At 70.7% G+C, this 21763-nt stretch carries 16 protein-coding genes; 14 read left to right on the top strand and 2 right to left on the bottom strand.

The window, feature by feature from the left end; genetic code table 11:
• The first annotated feature begins 42 nt into the window (after positions 1–42).
• A complete protein-coding gene (gene uvrA, locus AB0E24_RS19105) occupies positions 43–3060 on the top strand; it encodes an excinuclease ABC subunit UvrA (protein ID WP_079257217.1) in 3018 nt (1005 codons plus the stop codon).
• Between the two features lie 170 nt (positions 3061–3230).
• Here the strand turns inward: uvrA and AB0E24_RS19110 are convergent, their stop codons facing one another.
• Both AB0E24_RS19110 and AB0E24_RS19115 read right to left on the bottom strand, forming a co-directional pair.
• Positions 3231–4193, bottom strand: coding sequence for a carbohydrate kinase family protein (locus AB0E24_RS19110; RefSeq protein ID WP_093700229.1), 963 nt, complete (start codon positions 4191–4193; stop codon positions 3231–3233).
• On the bottom strand, positions 4190–5248 hold the full coding sequence (locus AB0E24_RS19115; RefSeq protein ID WP_359378370.1) for a LacI family DNA-binding transcriptional regulator: 1059 nt from the start codon (positions 5246–5248) through the stop codon (positions 4190–4192). Before AB0E24_RS19115 ends, AB0E24_RS19110 begins: the two co-directional genes overlap by 4 nt.
• 220 nt (positions 5249–5468) lie before the next feature.
• Here AB0E24_RS19115 and AB0E24_RS19120 point away from each other — a divergent pair, with 220 nt between their 5' ends.
• The 13 genes from AB0E24_RS19120 (at position 5469) to pgi (ending at position 21721) form a co-directional block, all read left to right on the top strand.
• Positions 5469–5894: a Rieske (2Fe-2S) protein gene (locus tag AB0E24_RS19120; RefSeq protein WP_099016880.1), complete on the top strand. Its 426-nt coding sequence runs from the start codon at positions 5469–5471 to the stop codon at positions 5892–5894.
• Positions 5895–6080: 186 nt separating this feature from the next.
• The gene (gene uvrC, locus AB0E24_RS19125) at positions 6081–8321 is read left to right on the top strand and encodes an excinuclease ABC subunit UvrC (protein ID WP_359378374.1); all 2241 of its coding nucleotides are present in this window, start codon (positions 6081–6083) and stop codon (positions 8319–8321) included.
• Entirely contained in the window at positions 8318–9253 is a 936-nt protein-coding gene (rapZ, locus tag AB0E24_RS19130; RefSeq protein ID WP_079153545.1) for an RNase adapter RapZ, read from the top strand. The genes uvrC and rapZ overlap by 4 nt, the downstream gene beginning before the upstream one ends.
• Positions 9250–10269 carry a gluconeogenesis factor YvcK family protein gene (locus AB0E24_RS19135; RefSeq protein WP_069869971.1) on the top strand — a complete coding sequence of 340 codons (1020 nt, stop codon included), beginning with the start codon at positions 9250–9252 and terminating at the stop codon, positions 10267–10269. The genes rapZ and AB0E24_RS19135 overlap by 4 nt, the downstream gene beginning before the upstream one ends.
• Positions 10260–11249, top strand: coding sequence for a DNA-binding protein WhiA (whiA, locus tag AB0E24_RS19140; RefSeq protein WP_046085668.1), 990 nt, complete (start codon positions 10260–10262; stop codon positions 11247–11249). The genes AB0E24_RS19135 and whiA overlap by 10 nt, the downstream gene beginning before the upstream one ends.
• 285 nt (positions 11250–11534) lie before the next feature.
• Entirely contained in the window at positions 11535–14486 is a 2952-nt protein-coding gene (locus AB0E24_RS19145) for a M14 family metallopeptidase (protein ID WP_359378378.1), read from the top strand.
• Positions 14487–14661: 175 nt separating this feature from the next.
• Positions 14662–15666 carry a type I glyceraldehyde-3-phosphate dehydrogenase gene (gene gap / locus AB0E24_RS19150; protein ID WP_069869969.1) on the top strand — a complete coding sequence of 335 codons (1005 nt, stop codon included), beginning with the start codon at positions 14662–14664 and terminating at the stop codon, positions 15664–15666.
• An 83-nt stretch (positions 15667–15749) separates the two neighbouring features.
• Positions 15750–16952 carry a phosphoglycerate kinase gene (locus tag AB0E24_RS19155; RefSeq protein ID WP_093700225.1) on the top strand — a complete coding sequence of 401 codons (1203 nt, stop codon included), beginning with the start codon at positions 15750–15752 and terminating at the stop codon, positions 16950–16952.
• A gap of 5 nt (positions 16953–16957) precedes the next feature.
• Positions 16958–17734, top strand: a complete 777-nt coding sequence (tpiA, locus tag AB0E24_RS19160; RefSeq protein ID WP_079257212.1) for a triose-phosphate isomerase — start codon at positions 16958–16960, stop codon at positions 17732–17734.
• A gap of 113 nt (positions 17735–17847) precedes the next feature.
• A complete protein-coding gene (secG, locus tag AB0E24_RS19165) occupies positions 17848–18075 on the top strand; it encodes a preprotein translocase subunit SecG (protein WP_014059875.1) in 228 nt (75 codons plus the stop codon).
• A gap of 214 nt (positions 18076–18289) precedes the next feature.
• Positions 18290–18625 carry an RNA polymerase-binding protein RbpA gene (locus tag AB0E24_RS19170; protein WP_009718803.1) on the top strand — a complete coding sequence of 112 codons (336 nt, stop codon included), beginning with the start codon at positions 18290–18292 and terminating at the stop codon, positions 18623–18625.
• A 153-nt stretch (positions 18626–18778) separates the two neighbouring features.
• Positions 18779–20017 carry an MFS transporter gene (locus tag AB0E24_RS19175; RefSeq protein WP_359378384.1) on the top strand — a complete coding sequence of 413 codons (1239 nt, stop codon included), beginning with the start codon at positions 18779–18781 and terminating at the stop codon, positions 20015–20017.
• A 51-nt stretch (positions 20018–20068) separates the two neighbouring features.
• Positions 20069–21721: a glucose-6-phosphate isomerase gene (gene pgi / locus AB0E24_RS19180; RefSeq protein ID WP_102935486.1), complete on the top strand. Its 1653-nt coding sequence runs from the start codon at positions 20069–20071 to the stop codon at positions 21719–21721.
• Positions 21722–21763 lie beyond the last annotated feature (42 nt).

The raw sequence follows: 21763 nt of genomic DNA on the forward strand, positions 1-21763 counted from the left end.
GCTCGGCGCACCCCGTCTCTCTCAAGAAAGGTGCCGACCGGCGTGGCCGACCGTCTCATCGTTCGTGGCGCTCGCGAGCACAACCTCAAGAACGTCTCACTCGACCTTCCTCGCGACTCGCTCATCGTCTTCACCGGGCTGTCCGGGTCGGGCAAGTCGTCCCTCGCGTTCGACACGATCTTCGCCGAGGGGCAGCGCCGCTACGTCGAGTCGCTCTCCTCCTACGCCCGCCAGTTCCTGGGGCAGATGGACAAGCCCGATGTGGACTTCATCGAGGGCCTGTCCCCCGCGGTGTCGATCGACCAGAAGTCGACGTCGCGCAACCCGCGCTCGACGGTCGGCACCATCACCGAGGTCTATGACTACCTCCGGCTGCTGTTCGCCCGTATCGGCAAGCCGCACTGCCCCGAATGCGGCCGTCCGATCGCCCGCCAGTCGCCGCAGGCGATCGTGGACCGGGTGCTGGAGCTCCCCGAGGGCAGCCGCTTCCAGGTGCTCTCCCCGCTGGTGCGCGAGCGCAAGGGGGAGTTCGTCGACCTCTTCTCCGATCTCCAGACCAAGGGCTACAGCCGCGCCCGGGTGGACGGCACCACCGTCCACCTGGCCGATCCGCCGAAGCTGAAGAAGCAGGAGAAGCACACCATCGAGGTGGTCGTGGACCGCCTCACCGTCAAGGAGAGCGCCAAGCGCCGGCTGACCGACTCGGTGGAGACCGCGCTCGGCCTCTCCGGCGGCATGGTGATCCTCGACTTCGTGGACCTCGACGAGGACGACCCGCAGCGGGAGCGGATGTTCTCCGAGCATCTGTACTGCCCGTACGACGACCTGTCCTTCGAGGAACTGGAGCCGCGCACCTTCTCCTTCAACTCGCCCTTCGGCGCCTGCCCGGACTGCACCGGTATCGGCACCCGGATGGAGGTCGACCCCGAGCTGATCATCCCGGACGAGGAGAAGTCGCTCGACGAGGGCGCCATCCACCCCTGGTCCCACGGCCACACCAAGGACTACTTCGGGCGGCTGGTCGGCGCGCTCGCCGACGCCCTCGGCTTCCGTACGGACATCCCCTGGGCCGGGCTTCCGCAGCGCGCCAAGAAGGCCCTGCTCAACGGCCACCGGACCCAGATCGAGGTCCGCTACCGCAATCGCTACGGCCGCCAGCGGGCGTACACCACGGCCTTCGAGGGCGCGGTGCCCTATGTGAAGCGGCGCCATTCGGAGGCGGAGAGCGACACCAGCCGGGAGCGGTTCGAGGGCTATATGCGCGAGGTGCCCTGCCCCACCTGTGAGGGCACCCGCCTCAAGCCGATCGTCCTGGCCGTCACCGTGCAGGACAAGTCCATCGCGGACGTCTCGGCGATGTCGATCAGCGAATGCGCCGAGTTCCTGCGCGCCATGCGGCTCAGCCCGCGCGAGAAGACCATCGCCGAGCGGGTCCTCAAGGAGGTCAACGAGCGGCTGAGGTTCCTGGTCGACGTCGGCCTGGACTACCTCTCGCTCAACCGGGCCGCGGGCACCCTCTCCGGCGGCGAGGCCCAGCGCATCCGGCTGGCCACCCAGATCGGCTCCGGTCTGGTCGGTGTGCTCTACGTCCTGGACGAGCCGTCCATCGGCCTGCACCAGCGCGACAACCACCGGCTGATCGAGACGCTGGTGCGGCTGCGCGACCTCGGCAACACCCTGATCGTCGTGGAGCACGACGAGGACACCATCAAGACCTCGGACTGGGTGGTGGACATCGGTCCGGGCGCGGGTGAGCACGGCGGCAAGGTGGTGCACAGCGGGCCGCTGAGCGAGCTGCTGGTCAACCAGGAGTCGGTGACCGGGCACTATCTCTCCGGCAAGAGGGCCATCCCGCTGCCGTCGACGCGTCGCTCCGTGGACCCCAAGCGGCATCTCACGGTCCACGGCGCGCGGGAGAACAACCTCCAGGACATCGATGTGTCCTTCCCGCTGGGGGTGCTAACCGCCGTCACCGGTGTCTCGGGCTCGGGTAAGTCCACGCTGGTCAACGACATCCTCTACACCCATCTGGCCCGTGAGCTGAACGGCGCGCGGGCGGTCCCGGGGCGGCACACCCGGGTCGCGGGCGACGATCTCGTCGACAAGGTGGTGCATGTCGACCAGTCGCCCATCGGCCGCACCCCGCGCTCCAACCCGGCGACGTACACCGGCGTCTTCGACCATGTGCGCAAGCTGTTCGCGGAGACGATGGAGGCCAAGGTCCGCGGGTACCAGCCCGGCCGGTTCTCCTTCAACGTCAAGGGCGGCCGCTGTGAGAACTGCTCCGGTGACGGCACCATCAAGATCGAGATGAACTTCCTGCCGGATGTGTATGTGCCGTGCGAGGTCTGCCATGGCGCGCGCTACAACCGGGAGACCCTGGAGGTGCACTACAAGGGCAAGTCCATCGCCGAGGTGCTGGACATGCCCATCGAGGAGGCGCTGGACTTCTTCGAGGCGGTGCCCACCATCGCCCGTCATCTGCGCACCCTCAACGAGGTCGGGCTGGGCTATGTCCGGCTCGGGCAGCCCGCGCCGACCCTCTCCGGCGGTGAGGCCCAGCGCGTCAAGCTGGCGAGCGAGCTCCAGAAGCGGTCGACCGGCCGCACGGTGTATGTGCTGGACGAGCCGACCACCGGTCTGCACTTCGAGGACATCAGCAAGCTGATCACCGTGCTCTCCGGACTGGTCGACAAGGGCAACACCGTGATCGTCATCGAGCACAACCTCGATGTGATCAAGACGGCCGACTGGGTCGTGGACATGGGCCCCGAGGGCGGCAGCGGCGGTGGTCTGGTGATCGCCGAGGGCACCCCGGAGGATGTGGCCTCGGTCCCGGCCAGCCACACCGGGAAGTTCCTGCGGGACATGCTGGGCGACCGGGTGAGCGACGCGACGGTGCCCGCCGCGCGCAAGGGCGGCGCGAACAATAAGAAGGCGCCCGCCAAGAAGGCCGCCGCCAAGAGCACGGCGGCCAAGAAGACCGCGGCGAAGAAGACCGTGGCCAAGAAGGCGGCGGCCAAGAGCACGGCCGCCTCCAAGCGGGCGTCCGCGAAGTAGCCGCGTCCGCTCGCGCCTGTTGCGCCCGCGATTGGCGCGCCGCGCCCGCGCCGCCACACCCGCGCTTGGTGCGCCGTGCCCGGTCCGACCGGGCACGGCGCATGCGGGCCGCCGGGTTCAAACCGGCTCGGTGGGCCGCCGCGGCAGACCGGCTCGGCGGGCCCTGGGTGTCACGCCAACTCGGAGGCGTAGGGCGGCTCCGCGCCCGCTCGGGAGCAGGTGATCGCGGCGGCGCGGGCGGCGAAGCCCAGCACATCCCGCCAGGCCGCCTCGTCCAGCTTGGCCAGCGCGGGCGCCGACAGCGCCTGGTGCTCCGCCAGCCGGTGCAGCAGCGCGGCGTTCACGGTGTCGCCCGCCCCGATGGTGTCCACGATGTCCACCCGCTCACCCGGCACAAAGAGCACGGAGCCGTCCTGGCGCCGTACGCTCAGGCCCTCCCCGCCATGGGTGAGCACCACGGCCGCCGGACCCGCCGCCAGCCACTCGCCCAGGGCCGTTTCGACATCCGCCGCGTCCTCCGAGTCGGCCAGCCACCTGGCGTCCTCTATGGACAGCTTCAGCAGGCCGATATGGGGCAGCCAGCCGCGGAAGCGGGCCCGGTAGGCATCGGCGTCGGGGATCAGCCCGGCGCGGATATTGGGGTCCAGCGTGGTGAAGACACCGCGCGCGGCCTCGCGCCGCAGCAGCTCCTCATACGCGCTCGCGCCCGGCTCCAGCACCAGCGAGCAGGTGCCCAGTGACAGCGCGCGCACCCCCTCGGGAAGAGACGGCGGCAGCGTGAAGAGCCGGTCCGCGGTGCCCTGCACATAGAAGCCGTACCCAGCCGAGCCATCGGCCCCGATGGAGGCCACGGCCAGGGTCGTGGGCTCCTCGCCGCGCTGCACCAGCGCGGTGTCCACGCCGTCCTTGCGCAAGCCTTCCAGCAGCGCCTCCCCGAACCCGTCCGTGGAGACGCGTGAGCAGAACGCGGTGGGCGAGCCGAGCCGCCCCAGCGCCAGCGCGGTGTTGTAGGGGCCGCCGCCGCGCGCCGGCCGCAGCGAGGGCAGCGGCTCGCCCGCCGTGGCGCTCGCTGTGGCGTTCGACGTGCGCTCGGGCACGAGGTCGATCAGGGCTTCTCCGGCGACGACGATCACGAGACGGGGTCCTTTCCGGGGAGTCCGGGTGTTCCGGGGAGCGGTCGGTCGGGGGCTTCGGCCACACAGCCGCAGGAGGTGCGGTGGACGAAGTCGCAGGGCAGCCGGACGGTACGCGGCGGCCGCGCCGGGTCCTCCAGCCGGTCGAGCAGCAGCCGGACGGCTGTGGCGCCGACCTCCCGGCTTGGCTGGGAGATGGCGGTGAGCCCGGGGGAGAAGACATCCGCCCAGGAGAAGTCGTCGAAGCAGACGAGCGCGAGATCGTCCGGCACGCCCAGGCCGGCCGTGCGCAGGGCGCGCAGCGCACCGATGGTCATCACATTGTTCGCGGTGATGATCGCGGTGGGCGGCTCGAGGGAGGCCAGCAGCCGGTGGACGGCGTCCTCCGCGCCCCGTGCCTCGGAGTGGCCCTCGGCCAGCAGCCCGGGGCGGAACGGCAGCCCGTGCCGCTCCAGCCCGGCCCGGTAGCCCGCGATCCGCTCGGTGGTGGTGCTCAGCCCCGGCAGCCCCGCGATCAGCCCGATGCGGATGTGGCCGAGGCCGGCCAGATGGTCCACCAGCTGTTCGACGGGGCGGGCGTTCTCGGCGCACACCTGGTCATGGGCGTCGCCGACCAGCCGGTCGAGGAAGACGGCGGGGATCTCGCGGCGGGCCAGATACTCCAGCAGTCCGGCGGGCTCGGCCGACGGGGCGACGATCACGCCGTCCACCCGCCGCTCATGGAGCAGCCCGACGGCCTTGCGCTCATGCTCGGGATCGTCGTGCGGATCGGCGATCAGCAGACCGTACCCCCGCTCGAGGGCGCTGGACTCGACGCCCTGGAGGATCTCGGTGAAGTACGGATTGCTGATCGCCGAGACGGCCAGGCCGATCGAGCGGGTGCGCGCGGTCACCAGGGAGCGCGCGAGCGTATTGGGGATGTACCCGAGGTCGTCGATGGCGTCCAGCACGGCCTTACGGGTGCCGGGGCGGACCGGCCGGGTCTCGTTGAGCACATGCGAGACGGTGGCCACGGACACCCCGGCACGGCGGGCGACGTCGACCATGGTTGCCATCCGCTGCGCTCCTCGATGGTGTGGTCGCCGGGGTCATGAGTGTTCGTCGGGGTCATCGGGGTCGTCGGGCTTGTGGGGCCCCGGGGGCACGTAACGTATCGCATCCTCGATCCGACGTAAACGTTTGCGCAAGCGCTTACGTCGTCATAGGGAGGCGGCGGCGAACGGAAGGATCTGTGCCGGTATGGTCAGGGAGCCCCCACACCCCCAGGAGCCGTACATGTCCAGCCACCCCGCCTCCCGTCGAACCGTGCTGTGCTGCGCCGCGCTGGCCGGAGCCGCCGGGCTCGGGGCGGCGGCCTGCTCCCCGGGCGGATCGGTCAGGAAGGCGTCCTCGACGCCCACCGCCCCCGTGGACCTCGGCTCGGCCGGTGGCGTCCCGGTCGGCGGCGCCAAGATCTACCGCGAACAGCGAGTGGTGGTGGCCCAGCCCGCCAAGGGCGAGTTCACGGCGTTCAGCGCGGTGTGCACCCACGCCGGATGCGTCGTCGACTCCGTCGAGGACGGCAAGATCAACTGCCCCTGCCACGGCAGCCAGTTCGACGCCCGCACCGGCAAGGTCCTCCAGGGGCCCGCGGAGAAGCCGCTGCCGTCGGTCCCGGTCACCGCGAAGGGCGGACGGCTGGTCGCGGGCCCGGACGCCTGAGCGAGCGCTGGGGCCTGGGCGGACTCTGGCCGCTTGGGCGGGCCCTGACCCCTGAGCGGGCCACCGACGCCTGAGTGGGCGCCCGGCGCGCCCGGGTGACGGCGGAATCTCCAAATCCCCTGGACCTCATCGAACCGCGTCCCGAGGGCGCCGGATGTGTCACCTGCCGCAAGTAGGGTGGTGACCATGGCCGACCCGAGCAGCTACCGCCCCAAGCCGGGACAGATCCCCGACTCGCCGGGGGTCTACAAGTTCCGTGATGAACACGGCCGGGTGATCTACGTCGGAAAGGCGAAGAGCCTGCGTCAGCGGCTCTCCTCGTACTTCCAGGACCTGGCGAACCTCCATCCGCGCACCCGCACCATGGTCACCACGGCCGCCGCCGTGGAGTGGACCGTGGTTTCCACCGAGGTCGAGGCCCTTCAGCTCGAATACTCCTGGATCAAGGAGTTCGACCCCCGGTTCAACGTCAAGTACCGCGACGACAAGAGCTACCCCTCCCTCGCCGTGACCCTCAACGAGGAGTTCCCCCGGGTCCAGGTGATGCGCGGCGCCAAGAAGAAGGGCGTGCGCTACTTCGGCCCGTACGGCCACGCCTGGGCCATCCGCGAGACCGTCGACCTGATGCTGCGCGTGTTCCCCGTCCGGACCTGCTCCGCCGGGGTGTTCAAGCGCTCCGCCCAGATCGGCCGCCCCTGTCTGCTCGGCTATATCGGCAAGTGCTCGGCCCCCTGCGTCGGCCGGGTCACCGCCGAGGAGCACCGCCAACTGGCCGAGGAGTTCTGCGACTTCATGGCCGGCCGCACCGGCACCTATCTGCGCCGCCTGGAGCAGCGGATGCACGAGGCCGCCGAGGAGATGGAGTACGAGAAGGCGGCCCGGCTCCGTGACGACATAGGGGCGCTCAAGCGCGCCATGGAGAAGAACGCGGTGGTCCTCGCCGATGCCACGGACGCCGATCTGATAGCGGTCGCCGAGGACGAGCTGGAGGCCGCCGTCCAGATCTTCCATGTGCGCGGCGGCCGGGTGCGCGGTCAGCGCGGCTGGGTCACCGACAAGGTCGAGGCCGTCGACACCGCCGGGCTGGTCGAGCACGCCCTCCAGCAGCTGTACGGGGAGGAGAGCGGCGACGCCGTCCCCAAGGAGGTCCTGGTGCCCGCCGTGCCGGACCCGGCCGAGCCGGTCACCGAGTGGCTCACCGGGCGCCGGGGCTCCCGGGTCGATCTGCGCATCCCGCAGCGCGGCGACAAGAAGGACCTGATGGAGACCGTCCAGCGCAACGCCCAGCAGGCGCTCGCGCTGCACAAGACCAAACGCGCCTCCGACCTCACCACCCGCTCCCGGGCGCTGGAGGAGATCGCCGAGGCCCTGGGGCTGGACTCCGCTCCGCTGCGCGTCGAGTGCTTCGACATCTCCCATCTCCAGGGCGATGACGTGGTGGCCTCCATGGTGGTCTTCGAGGACGGGCTCCCCCGTAAGAGTGAGTACCGCCGTTTCCAGATCAAGAGCTTCGCCGGGCAGGACGATGTCCGCTCCATGCACGAGGTCGTCAGCCGACGCTTCCGCCGCTATCTGCACGAGAAGCAGAAGACGGGGGAGTGGGAGGAAGAGGCTACGGAGGCCGCCGGGTCCGCGGAACCTGTTGGGGCCACTGGGGCCACTGGGGCTGCCGTGACTCCGGAAACGGTCGGGTCTCCGGAGACCACCGAGACCACCGAGGTCACCGAGGTCACCGAGGCCACGCAATCCGCCGGGGCCACCGAGGCCGCTGGGGCCACAGAACCCGCCGGTGTCACCGGGCCCACCGGCGTCACCGCCCCCGCCGGGCAGGACGCCGACGGGCCCGCCCCTGGGTCCTCCGGGCCGCTCGACGAGGAGGGCAGGCCCAAGCGGTTCGCCTACCCGCCCCAGCTCGTCGTGGTCGACGGTGGGAAGCCGCAGGTGGCCGCCGCCAAACGGGCCCTGGACGAGCTCGGCGTCGACGATGTCGCCGTCTGCGGTCTCGCCAAGCGGCTCGAGGAGGTGTGGCTGCCGGACGAGGACGACCCGGTGGTGCTGCCCCGCAGCAGCGAAGGGCTCTATCTCCTCCAGCGGGTCCGCGACGAGGCCCACCGCTTCGCCATCACCTACCAGCGCAGCAAGCGCGCCAAGTCGATGAAGGCCGGGCCGCTCGACACCGTTCCGGGCCTCGGTGACAGCCGTAAGCAGGCCCTGCTGAAGCACTTCGGCTCGGTCAAGCGGCTGCGCGCCGCCACGGTCGAGCAGATCTGCGAGGTGCCGGGCGTCGGCCGTAAGACGGCCGAGACGGTCGCCGCGGCGCTCGCCGGGGCCGCCCCCGCCGCGCCCGCCGTGAACACCGCAACAGGAGAGATCATTGAGGACGAGGCCGCCGGTGCGGCGTCGTCGAACGGGGGGACCAGACCATGACCGAGCACGCGAACCATGGAGACGGAGCGCAGGTGAATACGGGCACGTCGGGCGAGCCCGCCGAGGCGGCGGCCATCCCCGAGCTGGTGATCATCTCTGGAATGTCGGGTGCGGGGCGCAGCACCGCCGCCAAGTGTCTGGAGGACCTCGGCTGGTTCGTCGTGGACAACCTGCCGCCCGCGCTGATCCCCACCATGGTCGACCTGGGCGCCCGCTCCCAGGGCAATGTGGCCCGGATCGCCGTGGTGGTGGACGTCCGCGGCCGCCGCTTCTTCGACAACCTCCGCGAGTCCCTCGCCGACCTCGCCGCCAAGAGCGTCAAGCGGCGCGTGCTGTTCCTGGAGGCGTCCGACGACGCCCTCGTGCGCCGTTTCGAGTCCGTGCGCCGTCCGCACCCCCTCCAGGGCGACGGCCGGATCGTGGACGGTATCGCCGCCGAGCGGGATCTGCTGCGCGAGCTGCGCGGAGACGCCGATCTGGTGATCGACACCTCCAGCCTCAACGTCCATGAGCTGCGCGCCAAGATGGACGCCCAGTTCGCGGGCGAGGAGGAGCCCGAGCTGCGGGCCACCGTGATGTCGTTCGGCTACAAGTACGGTCTGCCGGTCGACGCCGATCTGGTGGTGGACTGCCGCTTCCTGCCCAATCCGCACTGGGTCCCCGAGCTGCGCCCCTTCACCGGGCTCAACGAGGAGGTCTCCAGCTACGTCTTCAACCAGCCCGGCGCCAAGGAGTTCCTCGACCGCTACGCGGAGCTGCTCCAGCTGATCGCCGCGGGCTACCGCCGTGAGGGCAAGCGCTATGTGACCATCGCCGTCGGCTGTACCGGCGGTAAGCACCGCAGCGTCGCGATGTCCGAGCGGCTTGCCCCCAGGCTGGCCGCCGAGGGAGTGGAGACCGTCATCGTCCACCGGGACATGGGGCGCGAGTGACCGTTCGTACCAACCGGTTGCGGCGGCTGGTCGGGGCGCGGGCCAACCGGGGCGCGCAGCCCAAGGTCGTCGCCCTCGGCGGCGGCATGGGCCTGTCGGCGTCGCTCGCCGCGCTGCGCCGGATCACCGGCGATCTGACCGCCGTCGTCACCGTGGCCGACGACGGGGGCTCCAGCGGACGGCTCCGCGACGAGCTGGGCGTGCTGCCGCCCGGCGATCTGCGCAAGGCCCTGGCCGCGCTGTGCGGCGACGACGACTGGGGCCAGACCTGGGCCCGGGTCATCCAGCACCGCTTCGCCAGCGAGGGCGATCTGCACGGCCACGCGGTCGGCAATGTGCTGATCGTCGCCCTGTGGGAGCAGCTGGGCGATCATGTGAAGGCGCTCGACCTGGTCGGCAAGCTGCTGGGCGCCCACGGCCGGGTGCTGCCCATGTCGGCCGTCCCCCTGGAGCTCCAGGCGTACGTCCGGGGCCATGACCCGGCGCGCCCGGAGGAGGTCTCCATCGTCGCCGGGCAGGCCACCGTGGCCCTCACCCCCGGCGAGGTGCAGTCGGTCCATCTGGTGCCGCACGATCCACCGGCCGTCCCCGAGGCCGTCGCGGCGGTCATGGACGCCGACTGGGTGGTGCTGGGGCCCGGCTCCTGGTTCTCCTCCGTGATCCCGCATCTGCTGGTCCCCGATCTGCTCCAGGCGCTCACCGAGACCAAGGCCCGGCGGGTGCTGTCGCTGAACCTCGCCCCTCAGCCCGGAGAAACCGATGGCTTCTCCCCGCAGCGTCATTTGGAGGTTTTGGCCCGACACGCCCCTAAACTCGCCTTCGACGTGGTGCTGGCCGACGAGGCCGCCGTCCCCGACCAGAGCAGTCTGTGCGACGCCGCCAAGCGGCTGGGCGGCACGGTCGAGCTTGCGCCGGTGGCCGCGACCGACGGTGCCCCGAAGCATGACCCGGAGCTTCTGGCGGCCGCGTACGACCGTATTTTTCGGATGCATGGAAGGATCGGCCCATGGCGATGACGGCAGCGGTGAAGGACGAAATCTCCCGGCTCCCCGTCACCCGGACCTGCTGCCGGAAAGCGGAGGTCTCGGCGATCCTGCGGTTCGCGGGCGGGCTGCACCTGGTCAGCGGGCGCATCGTGATCGAGGCGGAGCTGGACACCGGGATCGCGGCCCGCAGGGTGCGCAAGGACATCCTGGAGATCTTCGGGCACTCCTCGGATCTGGTGGTGATGGCCCCCGGCGGGCTGCGCCGCGGCAGCCGGTACGTGGTGCGGGTGGTGGCGGGCGGTGACCAGCTGGCACGGCAGACCGGCCTGGTCGACGGCCGCGGCCGGCCGATCCGCGGACTGCCGCCGCAGGTCGTCTCCGGCGCCACCTGTGACGCCGAGGCCGCCTGGCGCGGGGCCTTCCTCGCCCATGGCTCGCTCACCGAACCCGGCCGCTCGTCCTCCCTGGAGGTGACCTGCCCCGGCCCGGAGGCCGCGCTGGCGCTGGTCGGCGCCGCCCGCCGGCTCCAGATCGCCGCCAAGGCGCGCGAGGTGCGCGGGGTGGACCGGGTGGTCGTCCGGGACGGTGACGCCATCGGCGCGCTGTTGACGCGGCTGGGCGCGCACGAGTCGGTCCTCGCCTGGGAGGAGCGGCGGATGCGGCGCGAGGTGCGGGCGACCGCCAACCGCCTTGCCAACTTCGACGACGCCAATCTGCGCCGCTCGGCCCGTGCCGCCGTCGCCGCCGGGGCCCGGGTGCAGCGCGCCCTGGAGATCCTGGGCGACGAGGTGCCCGAGCACCTCGCCGCGGCCGGGCGGCTGCGCATGGAGCACAAGCAGGCGTCCCTGGAGGAGCTGGGTGCCCTCGCCGACCCGCCGCTGACCAAGGACGCCGTCGCGGGCCGTATCCGCCGGCTGCTGGCCATGGCCGACAAGCGCGCCCAGGATCTGGGCATCCCCGGCACCGAGTCCAGCCTGACCGAGGAGATGGCCGAGGGCATGGTCGGCTGACGGCGCCCAACGGCAGGCGGCACGGAAGCGCGTAGCCCCCCGCACGTCGCGCCCCGCGCCCTCCGCGCCCCGTACACCGCAAGTACGCCCCGCCCCGCACACCGCGCGTCCCCGGATCACACCAGCGATCCGGGGGCGCGGTGCGTCCACGTGGTGCGTCCAGGCGGCATGTGCCGGCGGTTCGCGCGCCGCTGTTGACATGACCATGTGTCCTGACAAGTCTGGAGCGCTGCGCACCAGCGTGTCTTCACACGACAGCCAGGGGGGCTCATGAAGCTCAGACGCATGGTGAGATCGAGCGGCGCGGTGGCTGCACTGGCCGCGTTGCTCCTGGGGGGACTGGCCGCGGCACCCGCGGCCACCGCACCACGACCGGCGGACCCCGCCGGGGACGGGCTGTCCGTATGGACCGCCCAGGTGACCAAGGATCAGATCCCGCTGCTGCTCCGCGCCGGGGCGGACGGCACCGAGCTGGGGCGGCAGGTGCCCGAGAAGGGCAGCGGCCCGGTCGAGCTCTACCTCACCGCCGAGCAGGCCGCCGAGCTGCGCGGCAAGGGCGTGCGGATCACCGAGAAGAAGGTCTCCGCACAGACCCACAACCGCCTCAAGGCCGCGGGCGACGGTGTATTCCGCCCCTATAGCGGCGAGGGCGGGCTCCAGCAGGAGATCGTCGAGACCGGCCGGGCGCACCCCGCCCTCACCAAGGTCGTCAGCATCGGCAAGACGGGCAGCGGCAAGGACATCCTCGCCCTCAAGCTGAGCAAGGGCGCCGGGAAGACCCGGGACGGCAGCAAGCCGTCGGTGCTCTACATGTCCAATCAGCACGCCCGTGAGTGGATCACGCCGGAGATGACCCGCCGGCTGATGCACTACTACCTGGACAACTACGGCAAGGACGACCGCGTCACCAGGATCGTGGACCGCACGGAGCTGTGGTTCGTCCTGTCCGCCAACCCGGACGGCTACGACTACACGCACCAGAGCCCGGCCAACCGCCAGTGGCGCAAGAATCTGCGTGACAACAACGGCGACGGCAAGATCACCTCGGGCGACGGCGTCGACCTCAACCGCAACTTCGGCTACAAGTGGGGCTACGACAACGAGGGTTCGTCCGCCGACCCGGCCGACGAGACCTACCGAGGCCCCACCCCGGGCTCCGAGCCGGAGACCAAGGCGCTGGACGCCTTCGAGAAGCGCGTCGGCTTCACGTACGGCATCAACTACCACTCGGCCGCCGAACTGTTGCTGTACGGCGTCGGCTGGCAGGTCGCCACCCCGACCCCCGACGACGTCCTCTACAAGTCGCTCGCCGGCACCCCGGAGCACTCCGCGATCCCCGGCTACCACCCGCAGGTCTCCTCCGAGCTCTACACCACCAACGGCGAGGCCGACGGCCACGCGGCGAACGTCAACGGCATGATGATGTTCACCCCGGAGATGTCGACCTGTCAGACCGCCTCCAACGTGGACCCCGACGACGCCTGGCAGCCGCGTGACTGCGCGTCCGTCTTCACCTTCCCGGACGACGAGAAGCTGATCGCCCAGGAGTTCACCAAGAACATCCCCTTCGCGCTCTCCGTCGCAGAGACCGCCGAACACCCCGACCGGCCCGCCTCGTCCGTCGGCCTGACCGCGCCCGACTTCACCCCGGACACCTTCACCACGTCCTACGCGCGCGGCGCCGACCAGGACGTCTCCGTCACCGTCCGCAAGAGTGTCCGCGACAAGAAGCTCAACTACCGCGTGGACGGCGGCCGTACCCGTACCGCCCCGCTGAAGGCGTGGCAGGGCGGCGAGACCTACGGCGGCGAGGACAACGTCCGCTTCGACCAGTACCGCGCCGCCGTCGAGGGCGCCGACCCCGGGCAGAAGGTCACGGTCTGGTTCACCGGCCGTACGCGGAGCGGTGCGCGGACCACGAGCGAGCCGTTCACCTACACCGTGGCCAAGCGGCCCCGCGCCGACACGCTGGTGATCGCCGAGGAGGGCGGCACCTCCCCGGCCCGGCACACCGCCGCGTACACCCGGGCGCTGGCCGACAACGACCGTAAGGCCGCCGTCTGGGACGTGGCCACCCAGGGCGCGCCGTCCGCGCTCGGGGTGCTGAGCCACTTCAGGACCGTGCTCTGGTACAGCGGCGCGGAACGGCCCGGCGGCCCGACCCTGCTCGCGGTGCGCGACTTCCTCAACGAGGGCGGCAAGCTGATCACCACCGGTGAGCGGGCGGGCGGCAGCTCCGAGGTGGGACCGGCCGACACCGACGACTTCAGTCAGTACTACCTGGGCGCCGACAGCCGGCTCACCCTGAAGTCGCCCACCGGATTCAAGGGCGCCGGCGCGCTCGCGGGCGCCGGCGCGAAGCTGGGCGACGCCCCCGGCAACCCCCTGGACGCCGCGGGCGCCTACACCGTCACCTCCGATGCGCTGCCGCCGAAGGACTTCCCCCAGTTCCGCAGCGCGGGCGCGGGGGAGTACCCGGGCACCCGCAGCCCGTACCAGCCCTATGAGGGCGACTGGATGGCGGCCGCGGGGCACCGTGACAGCTCCTGGATGCGGCTGTCCCGCACGGTCGACCTCACGGATGTGTCCGCCGCCGGCGAACCGGCCCTGGACTTCCGGCTCAGCCATGACACCGAGCCCGGCTACGACCATGTGATCATCGAGGCGCGCACGGCGGGTCAGGACGACTGGACCACCCTCCCCGACGCCAACGGCGGCTCCTCCACCGAGGTGCCCACCGAGTGCGAGGCGGGCTTCCTGCTCAATCTGCACCCGTTCCTGAAGCACTATCTGACCCTGGGCGACGACGGCTGCCGCGCGCAGGGCGGCACGGGCTCCTGGAACAGCCTGACGGGCTCCTCCGAGGGGTGGCGGCCGGTCTCGGTGGACCTGAGCGGCTACGCGGGCAAGAAGGTCGAGCTGGCCGTCTCCTACGTCACCGACCCGGGCACCGGCGGCCGGGGCGTCTTCGTGGACGGCACCGAACTCACCGTCGGCGGCACCGCCGAGGACTCCGAAGGCTTCGAGACCGCGCTCGGCCCGTGGTCGGTGCCGGGGGCGCCGGAGGGCAGCCCGGCGAACGCCGGGGACTGGTCCCGTTCCCAAGAGCTCTTCCACACCGTCGCGGGCGTCACGACCCGGGACACCGTGCTGCTGGGCTTCGGCCTGGAACATGTCCCGGACGCCGCCGAGAGGGCCCGGCTGGTGGCCGACGCGCTACGTGCGCTGCGTCGTTGACAGCGCGTGACGAATCGTGACTGAATCGGCGGTCCGTACCACTTTCCGGTGGTCATGGGCCGCCGATGCCAATGTCACGTACGTCCCGTGATAGCGGTAGGGTCGGAGGCGGTCGGGGACATCCCATACACGTTCGCCGGCGTCCAGACCGGCACACCAACGAGGAGATCGGTTCGTGACGATCCGCGTAGGCATCAACGGCTTTGGCCGCATCGGTCGCAACTACTTCCGCGCGCTCCTCGAGCAGGGCGCGGACATCGAGATCGTCGGTGTCAACGACCTGACCGACAACGCCACCCTGGTGCACCTGCTCAAGTACGACTCCATCCTCGGCCGGCTGAAGCACGAGGTCAGCCACACCGAGGACACCATCACGGTGGGCAACCAGACCTTCAAGACGATGGCCGAGCGCGACCCGGCCGCCCTTCCGTGGGGCGAGCTCGGCGCCGACATCGTGGTGGAGTCCACCGGCATCTTCACCAAGCGCGAGGACGCCGCCAAGCACCTCGCCGCGGGTGCCAAGAAGGTCCTGATCTCCGCGCCCGCCAAGGGCGAGGACATCACGATCGTCATGGGCGTCAACAACGACAAGTACGACCCGGCGAACCACCACGTCATCTCCAACGCCTCCTGCACCACCAACTGTGTGGCGCCGATGGCCAAGGTCCTCGACGAGAACTTCGGCATCGTCAAGGGCATGATGACGACGGTCCACGCGTACACCAACGACCAGCGCATCCTGGACTTCCCGCACAAGGACCTGCGTCGCGCCCGCGCGGCGGCCGAGAACATCATCCCGACCTCCACCGGTGCCGCCAAGGCCACCGCGCTGGTCCTCCCGCAGCTCAAGGGCAAGCTGGACGGCATCGCGATGCGCGTCCCGGTCCCGACCGGCTCGGTCACCGACCTCGTCCTGGAGCTCGACCGCGAGGTCACCAAGGACGAGATCAACACCGCCTTCCAGAAGGCCGCCGAGGGTCAGCTCAAGGGCATCCTGGAGTACACCGAGGACCCGATCGTCTCCTCGGACATCGTCAACTGGCCCGCGTCCTGCACCTTCGACTCCTCCCTGACCATGGTCCAGGGCAAGCAGGTCAAGGTCGTCGGCTGGTACGACAACGAGTGGGGCTACTCCAACCGACTCGTGGACCTGACCGTCTTCGTCGGCGGCCAGCTCTGACCGCTGTCCCGATGAGCTAGGAAACGGGGCCCGCTACGACGCCGTCGTAACGGGCCCCGATCCATGATCAAGGAGTCAACCCTGTGAAGACGATTGACGATCTTCAGGTCGCCGGGCAGCGGGTCTTCGTCCGCGCCGATCTGAACGTCCCGCTCGACGGCGAGACGATCACCGACGACGGCCGGATCCGCGCCGCCGTCCCGACGATCAACAAGCTCCTGGACCGTGGCGCCAGGGTGATCGTCGCCTCGCACCTGGGCCGCCCCAAGGGCGCCCCGGACCCGCAGTACTCGCTCGCCCCCGTCGCCCGGCGGCTCGGCGAACTCCTCGGTAAGGAGGTCGCCTTCGCGGCCGACACCGTGGACGAGAGCGCGCGGGCCACCGTGGCGGCGCTCGGCGACGGCCAGGTCGCGCTGCTGGAGAACCTGCGTTTCAACGCCGGTGAGACCAGTAAGGACGACGCCGAGCGCGGCGCCTTCGCCGATCGGCTCGCCGCCCTCGCCGACCTCTACGTGGGCGACGGCTTCGGCGCGGTCCACCGTAAGCACGCCTCCGTGTACGACCTCCCGGCGCGGCTGCCGCACGCCGCGGGCGACCTGATCGCCGCCGAGCTCACGGTCCTGAAGAAGCTCACCGAGGACGTCAAGCGGCCCTATGCGGTGGTCCTCGGCGGCGCCAAGGTCTCCGACAAGCTCGGCGTGATCGACCACCTGCTGGAGAAGGCCGACCGCATCCTGATCGGCGGCGGTATGGCCTACACCTTCATCAAGGCCCAGGGCCATGAGGTCGGCCGCTCGCTGCTCCAGGAGGACCAGGTCCCGGCGGTCCAGGACTATCTGCGCCGGGCCAAGGAGCGCGGGGTGGAGTTCGTGCTCCCGGTCGACGTCGTGGGCGCGCCCGAATTCCCGGACCTGAAGACCAAGGCCCCCGCGAACCCGGAGCTCGTCGCCGCGGACGCGATCCCGGCCGAGCTCCAGGGGCTGGACGTCGGCCCGGAGACCCGCAAGCTGTACGCCTCGAAGCTGGCCGACGCGGCCACCGTCTTCTGGAACGGCCCGATGGGCGTCTTCGAGCACCCCGACTTCGCCGAGGGCACCCGGGCCGTGGCCCAGGCGCTCGTGGACACCCCGGCCTTCACCGTGGTCGGCGGCGGCGACTCCGCCGCGGCCGTACGCATCCTGGGCTTTGACGAGAACGCTTTCGGCCACATCTCGACCGGCGGTGGAGCGAGCCTCGAATACCTCGAGGGCAAGACGCTCCCCGGCCTCGCCGCACTGGAGGACTGAACACCGTGAGTGACCGTATCCCGCTGATGGCGGGCAACTGGAAGATGAACCTCAACCACCTCGAGGCCATCGCCCACGTCCAGAAGCTCGCCTTCGCTCTCGCCGACAAGGACTACGAGGCCGTCGAGGTCGCGGTGCTGCCGCCCTTCACCGATCTGCGGTCGGTGCAGACCCTGGTCGACGGCGACAAGCTGAAGATCAAGTACGGTGCCCAGGACGTCTCGGCGCATGACTCCGGTGCCTACACCGGCGAGATCTCCGGCCCGATGCTGGCCAAGCTCAAGTGCGCCTTCGCCGTCGTCGGGCACTCGGAGCGGCGCCAGTACCACGACGAGACCGACGAGCTGTGCAACGCCAAGGTCAAGGCTGCCTTCCGCAACGACCTCACCCCGATCCTGTGCGTCGGCGAGGGCCTCGACGTCCGTAAGGCGGGCAACCAGGTCGCGCACACCCTCGCCCAGGTCGACGGCGGTCTGAAGGACGTCCCGGCCGAGCAGGCCGAGACGATCGTGATCGCCTATGAGCCGGTCTGGGCGATCGGCACCGGCGAGGTCGCGACCCCCGAGGACGCCCAGGAGGTCTGCGGGGCCATCCGCGGCCGGCTCGCCGAGCTCTACGGCCAGGAGGTCGCCGACAAGGTCCGGATCCAGTACGGCGGCTCGGTGAAGTCCGGGAACGTCGCCGCGATCATGGCCCAGCCGGATGTGGACGGCGCCCTGATCGGCGGTGCCTCGCTGGACGCGGACGAATTCGTCAAGATCGTTCGTTTCCGCGACCAGTGAGTAGGCCCTAGCGCGCGCGTCGTCGTACCCTGTCGGGGGCCGGAGCGGTGGGAATCGCACCGCTCGGCCCCCGACGTCCATACAAGCCCGAGAAGGTTGGTCCAGCTGTGATCATGGGGTTTTCGATCGCCCTCATCATCTTCAGCCTGCTGTTGATGATGTTGGTGCTCATGCACAAGGGGAAGGGCGGCGGCCTGTCCGACATGTTCGGTGGCGGCATGCAGTCCTCGGTGGGCGGCTCCTCGGTCGCCGAGCGCAACCTGGACCGCATCACCGTGGTGGTCGGGCTGCTGTGGTTCGTCTGCATCGTCGTGCTCGGGCTGCTGATGAAGCTCGACTGAGGGTCCGGCGGGGCCCGTCCAGGGCCCGGCTGACGCCCGATAACTGACGTACCGTCGTCAGCGGGGCCCATATGCGGCCTATGATGGCATGGCGTCCTCCGTGGCGGGTGTAACTCCTCTCACTGGACGCGCGTTGGGCCTTACGTAGACTGGGGCGCCGGGCGGCGAAGCTGCCAATCGAGGCTTCGGCACCATCACGCAGGGAGTTACGACCGTGGCAAGTGGCAACGCGATCCGTGGAAGTCGGGTCGGGGCGGGGCCGATGGGAGAAGCCGAGCGAGGCGAATCGGCGCCGCGCCTGCGCATCTCCTTCTGGTGCTCGAACGGGCATGAGACCGTGCCGAGCTTCGCCAGCGACGCGCAGATCCCTGACACGTGGGACTGTCCCCGCTGCGGCTTCCCGGCCGGCAAGGACCGGGACAACCCGCCGGACCCGCCGCGCACCGAGCCGTACAAGACGCATCTGGCGTATGTACGGGAGCGGCGCAGCGACGCCGACGGCGAGGCGATCCTCGCCGAGGCACTCGCCAAGCTCCGGGGCGAGATCTAGACACACGAGCGCGGTACGACGGCCCGGCCGGGCACCTCCTGTGAGGGGTGCGCGGCCGGGCCGTTGTCAGTGGTGCGGGCTACGGTCATGGGGTACTGAATGACCGGGGGAGCCGTCTCACCGGATGGGGCCGACGTACGGGGGAGGATCGTCATGGCCACGGTGGACGCCGGTGAGCTGGGCGCCGGAAGACCAGTGGTGCCGGCGTGGCGCGGGGGGTTCGGGCGGCTGTGGGCGGCCGCGGTCGTCTCCCGGTTCGGGGACGCGCTGCGGGGCGCCGCGCTGCCGCTGCTGGCCGTCTCGCTGACCGATTCGCCGGTGCTGGTCTCGCTCGTGACCGCCTGCGGCTTTCTGCCCTGGCTGCTGTTCGGGCTGATCGGCGGGGCGATCGCCGACCGGGTGGACCAGCGGCGGGCGATGTGGGCGGTGGACGGGGCGCGGGCCGTGCTGATGGCGGGATTCGCCGTCGCGGTATGGCTGGACCGGGCCACCATCGGGCTGCTGCTCGTCCTCGCGTTCGCCCTGACCACGCTCCAGACCCTGTTCGACAACGCCGCCACGGCGCTGCTCCCGTCGGTGGTGGGGGAGGAGGCGCTGGGCCGGGCCAACGCCCGGCTGATGACCGGGCAGGAGGTCATGGGCCGGTTCGTGGGCGCCCCGCTGGTGCCGGTGCTGCTGGGCCTCGGCGCCGCGATGCCGTACGCGGCGGACGCGCTCACCTATCTCGCCGCCGCCGTGCTGGTCGCCTCGCTGGGGGCGGCGCCCCCGCGGCGGGCCCCGCGCCCGCCGGGCGGGTCGCTGCGGCGCGATATCGCCGAGGGCCTCGCCGTGCTGTGGCGGGACCGGACGCTGCGGGCGCTGTGCGCCTCCACCACGCTGTGCAACATCGGCATCGGCGCGCTCATCGCCACCCTGGTGCTGCACATCACCGGCTGGCTGGGCGCCGGGAACACCGGCTATGCGGTCGTCATCACCGTGTACGGGATCGGGAGTGTGGCCGGCGGGCTGGTGGCCGCGCGGCTCACCGAGAAGCTGGGGCGCGTCCGTACGCTCCTGCTGTGCGGCACCGCGCAGATCGGCGCCCTGGTCGCCCTGGGGGCGATACGGAGCCTGCCGGCCGCGGTCGCCGCCATGGGCCTCTTCGGCTTCGCGGGCATCATCTGGAACGTGACCGAGGTGACGATGACACAGGAGCGCAGCCCCGAGGGGACGCTCGGCCGGGTGAGCTCCGCCTTCCGCACGCTGTCGATCGCGGGCGCCCCGCTCGGCGCGCTGCTGGGCGGGGTGATGGCCGCGGCGTGGGGGCTCAATACCCCCGCTCTGGGGGCCGCCGCGCTGTTCGTCTGCGGGGTGGCGGCCCTCGTTCCGGGAATGCGCTCCGACATCAATTAGGTTGGTGGCCACGGGGGCCAGGCACCGACGAGAAGTGGGCTGATGTCCGAGATGACCATGGAAGGCCGCACCAGGCTGGACCAGCTGCCGGAATGGCATGCGCTGGCCGCACACCGCAAGGAGCTGGGCGACGCGCATCTGCGCGACCTGTTCGCGGGCGACCCGGAGCGAGGGCGCCGCCTCACCCTTCAGGTCGGCGATCTCCACGTCGACTACTCCAAGCACCTGGTGACCGACGAGACCCTGCGGCTGCTGCGCGAGCTGGCGCGGGCCACCAAGGTGGCCGAGCTGCGGGACGCCATGTTCCGCGGTGAGCGGATCAACACCACCGAGAACCGCTCGGTGCTGCACATCGCGCTGCGCGCCCCGCACTCCGCGGAGATCAGGGCGGACGGCGACGACGTCGTCGGCGAGGTCCACGCCGTGCTCGCCAAGATGGCCGTCTTCGCCGACCGCGTGAGGTCCGGCGACTGGACCGGCCACACCGGCAAGCGGATCAAGAACGTCGTCAACATCGGCATCGGCGGCTCCGATCTGGGCCCCAAGATGGCGTACGAGGCGCTGCGCTCCTACACCGATCGCGCGATGACGTTCCGGTTCGTCTCCAATGTGGACGGCGCGGATCTGCACGAGGCGGTGCGCGACCTGGATCCGGCCGAGACGCTGTTCATCGTCGCCTCCAAGACCTTCACCACCATCGAGACCATCACCAACGCCACCTCCGCCCGCGACTGGCTGCTGACCGGGCTGCGGGCCGGCCAGGAGGCCGTGGCCAAGCACTTCGTGGCGGTGTCGACCAACGCCGAGAAGGTCGCCGAGTTCGGCATCGACACGGACAACATGTTCGGGTTCTGGGACTGGGTCGGCGGGCGCTATTCGTACGACTCGGCCATCGGCCTCTCCCTGATGGTCGCCATCGGCCCGGACTGCTTCCGCGAGATGCTGGCCGGCTTCCACCTGGTCGACGAGCACTTCGCCAGCGCCCCGCCGGAGGAGAACGTCCCCCTGCTGATGGGCCTGCTGGGCATCTGGTACGACAACTTCCATGGCGCCCAGTCGCATGCCGTCCTGCCGTACAGCCACTATCTGTCCAGGTTCACCGACTATCTCCAGCAGCTGGACATGGAGTCCAACGGCAAGTCCGTGGACCGGGACGGCAATCGCGTCGGCTGGCAGACCGGCCCCATCGTCTGGGGCACCCCGGGCACCAACGGCCAGCACGCCTACTACCAGCTGCTGCACCAGGGCACCAAGCTGGTCCCGGCCGATCTGATCGGCTTCGCCCGGCCGGTGCGGGATCTGCCGCCGGGGCTCGAGTCCCACCACGATCTGCTGATGGCCAACCTCTTCGCCCAGGGCCAGGCGCTGGCCTTCGGCAAGACCGCCGAGGAGGTCGCCGCCGAAGGGGTGGCCGAGGAGCTGGTGCCGCACAAGACCTTCCAGGGCAACCGCCCCACCACCACGATCCTCGCCCATGAGCTCACCCCGTCGGTGCTGGGCCAGCTGGTCGCCCTCTATGAGCACAAGGTCTTCGTCCAGGGCGCCGTCTGGAACATCGACTCCTTCGACCAGTGGGGGGTGGAGCTGGGCAAGGTGCTCGCCAAGCGCGTCGAGCCCGCCCTGTCCGAGGGCGCCGAGGTGCCGGGTCTCGACACCTCCACCGAGCATCTGGTGGCCACCTACCGCACGCTGCGCGGCCGCTGAGCACTCCGGGACATACGACGGGACACCCACGACAACACGACG

This window comes from Streptomyces malaysiensis subsp. malaysiensis (assembly GCF_040653035.1).
In the GTDB taxonomy this organism is placed as follows: Bacteria; Actinomycetota; Actinomycetes; order Streptomycetales; family Streptomycetaceae; genus Streptomyces; species Streptomyces malaysiensis.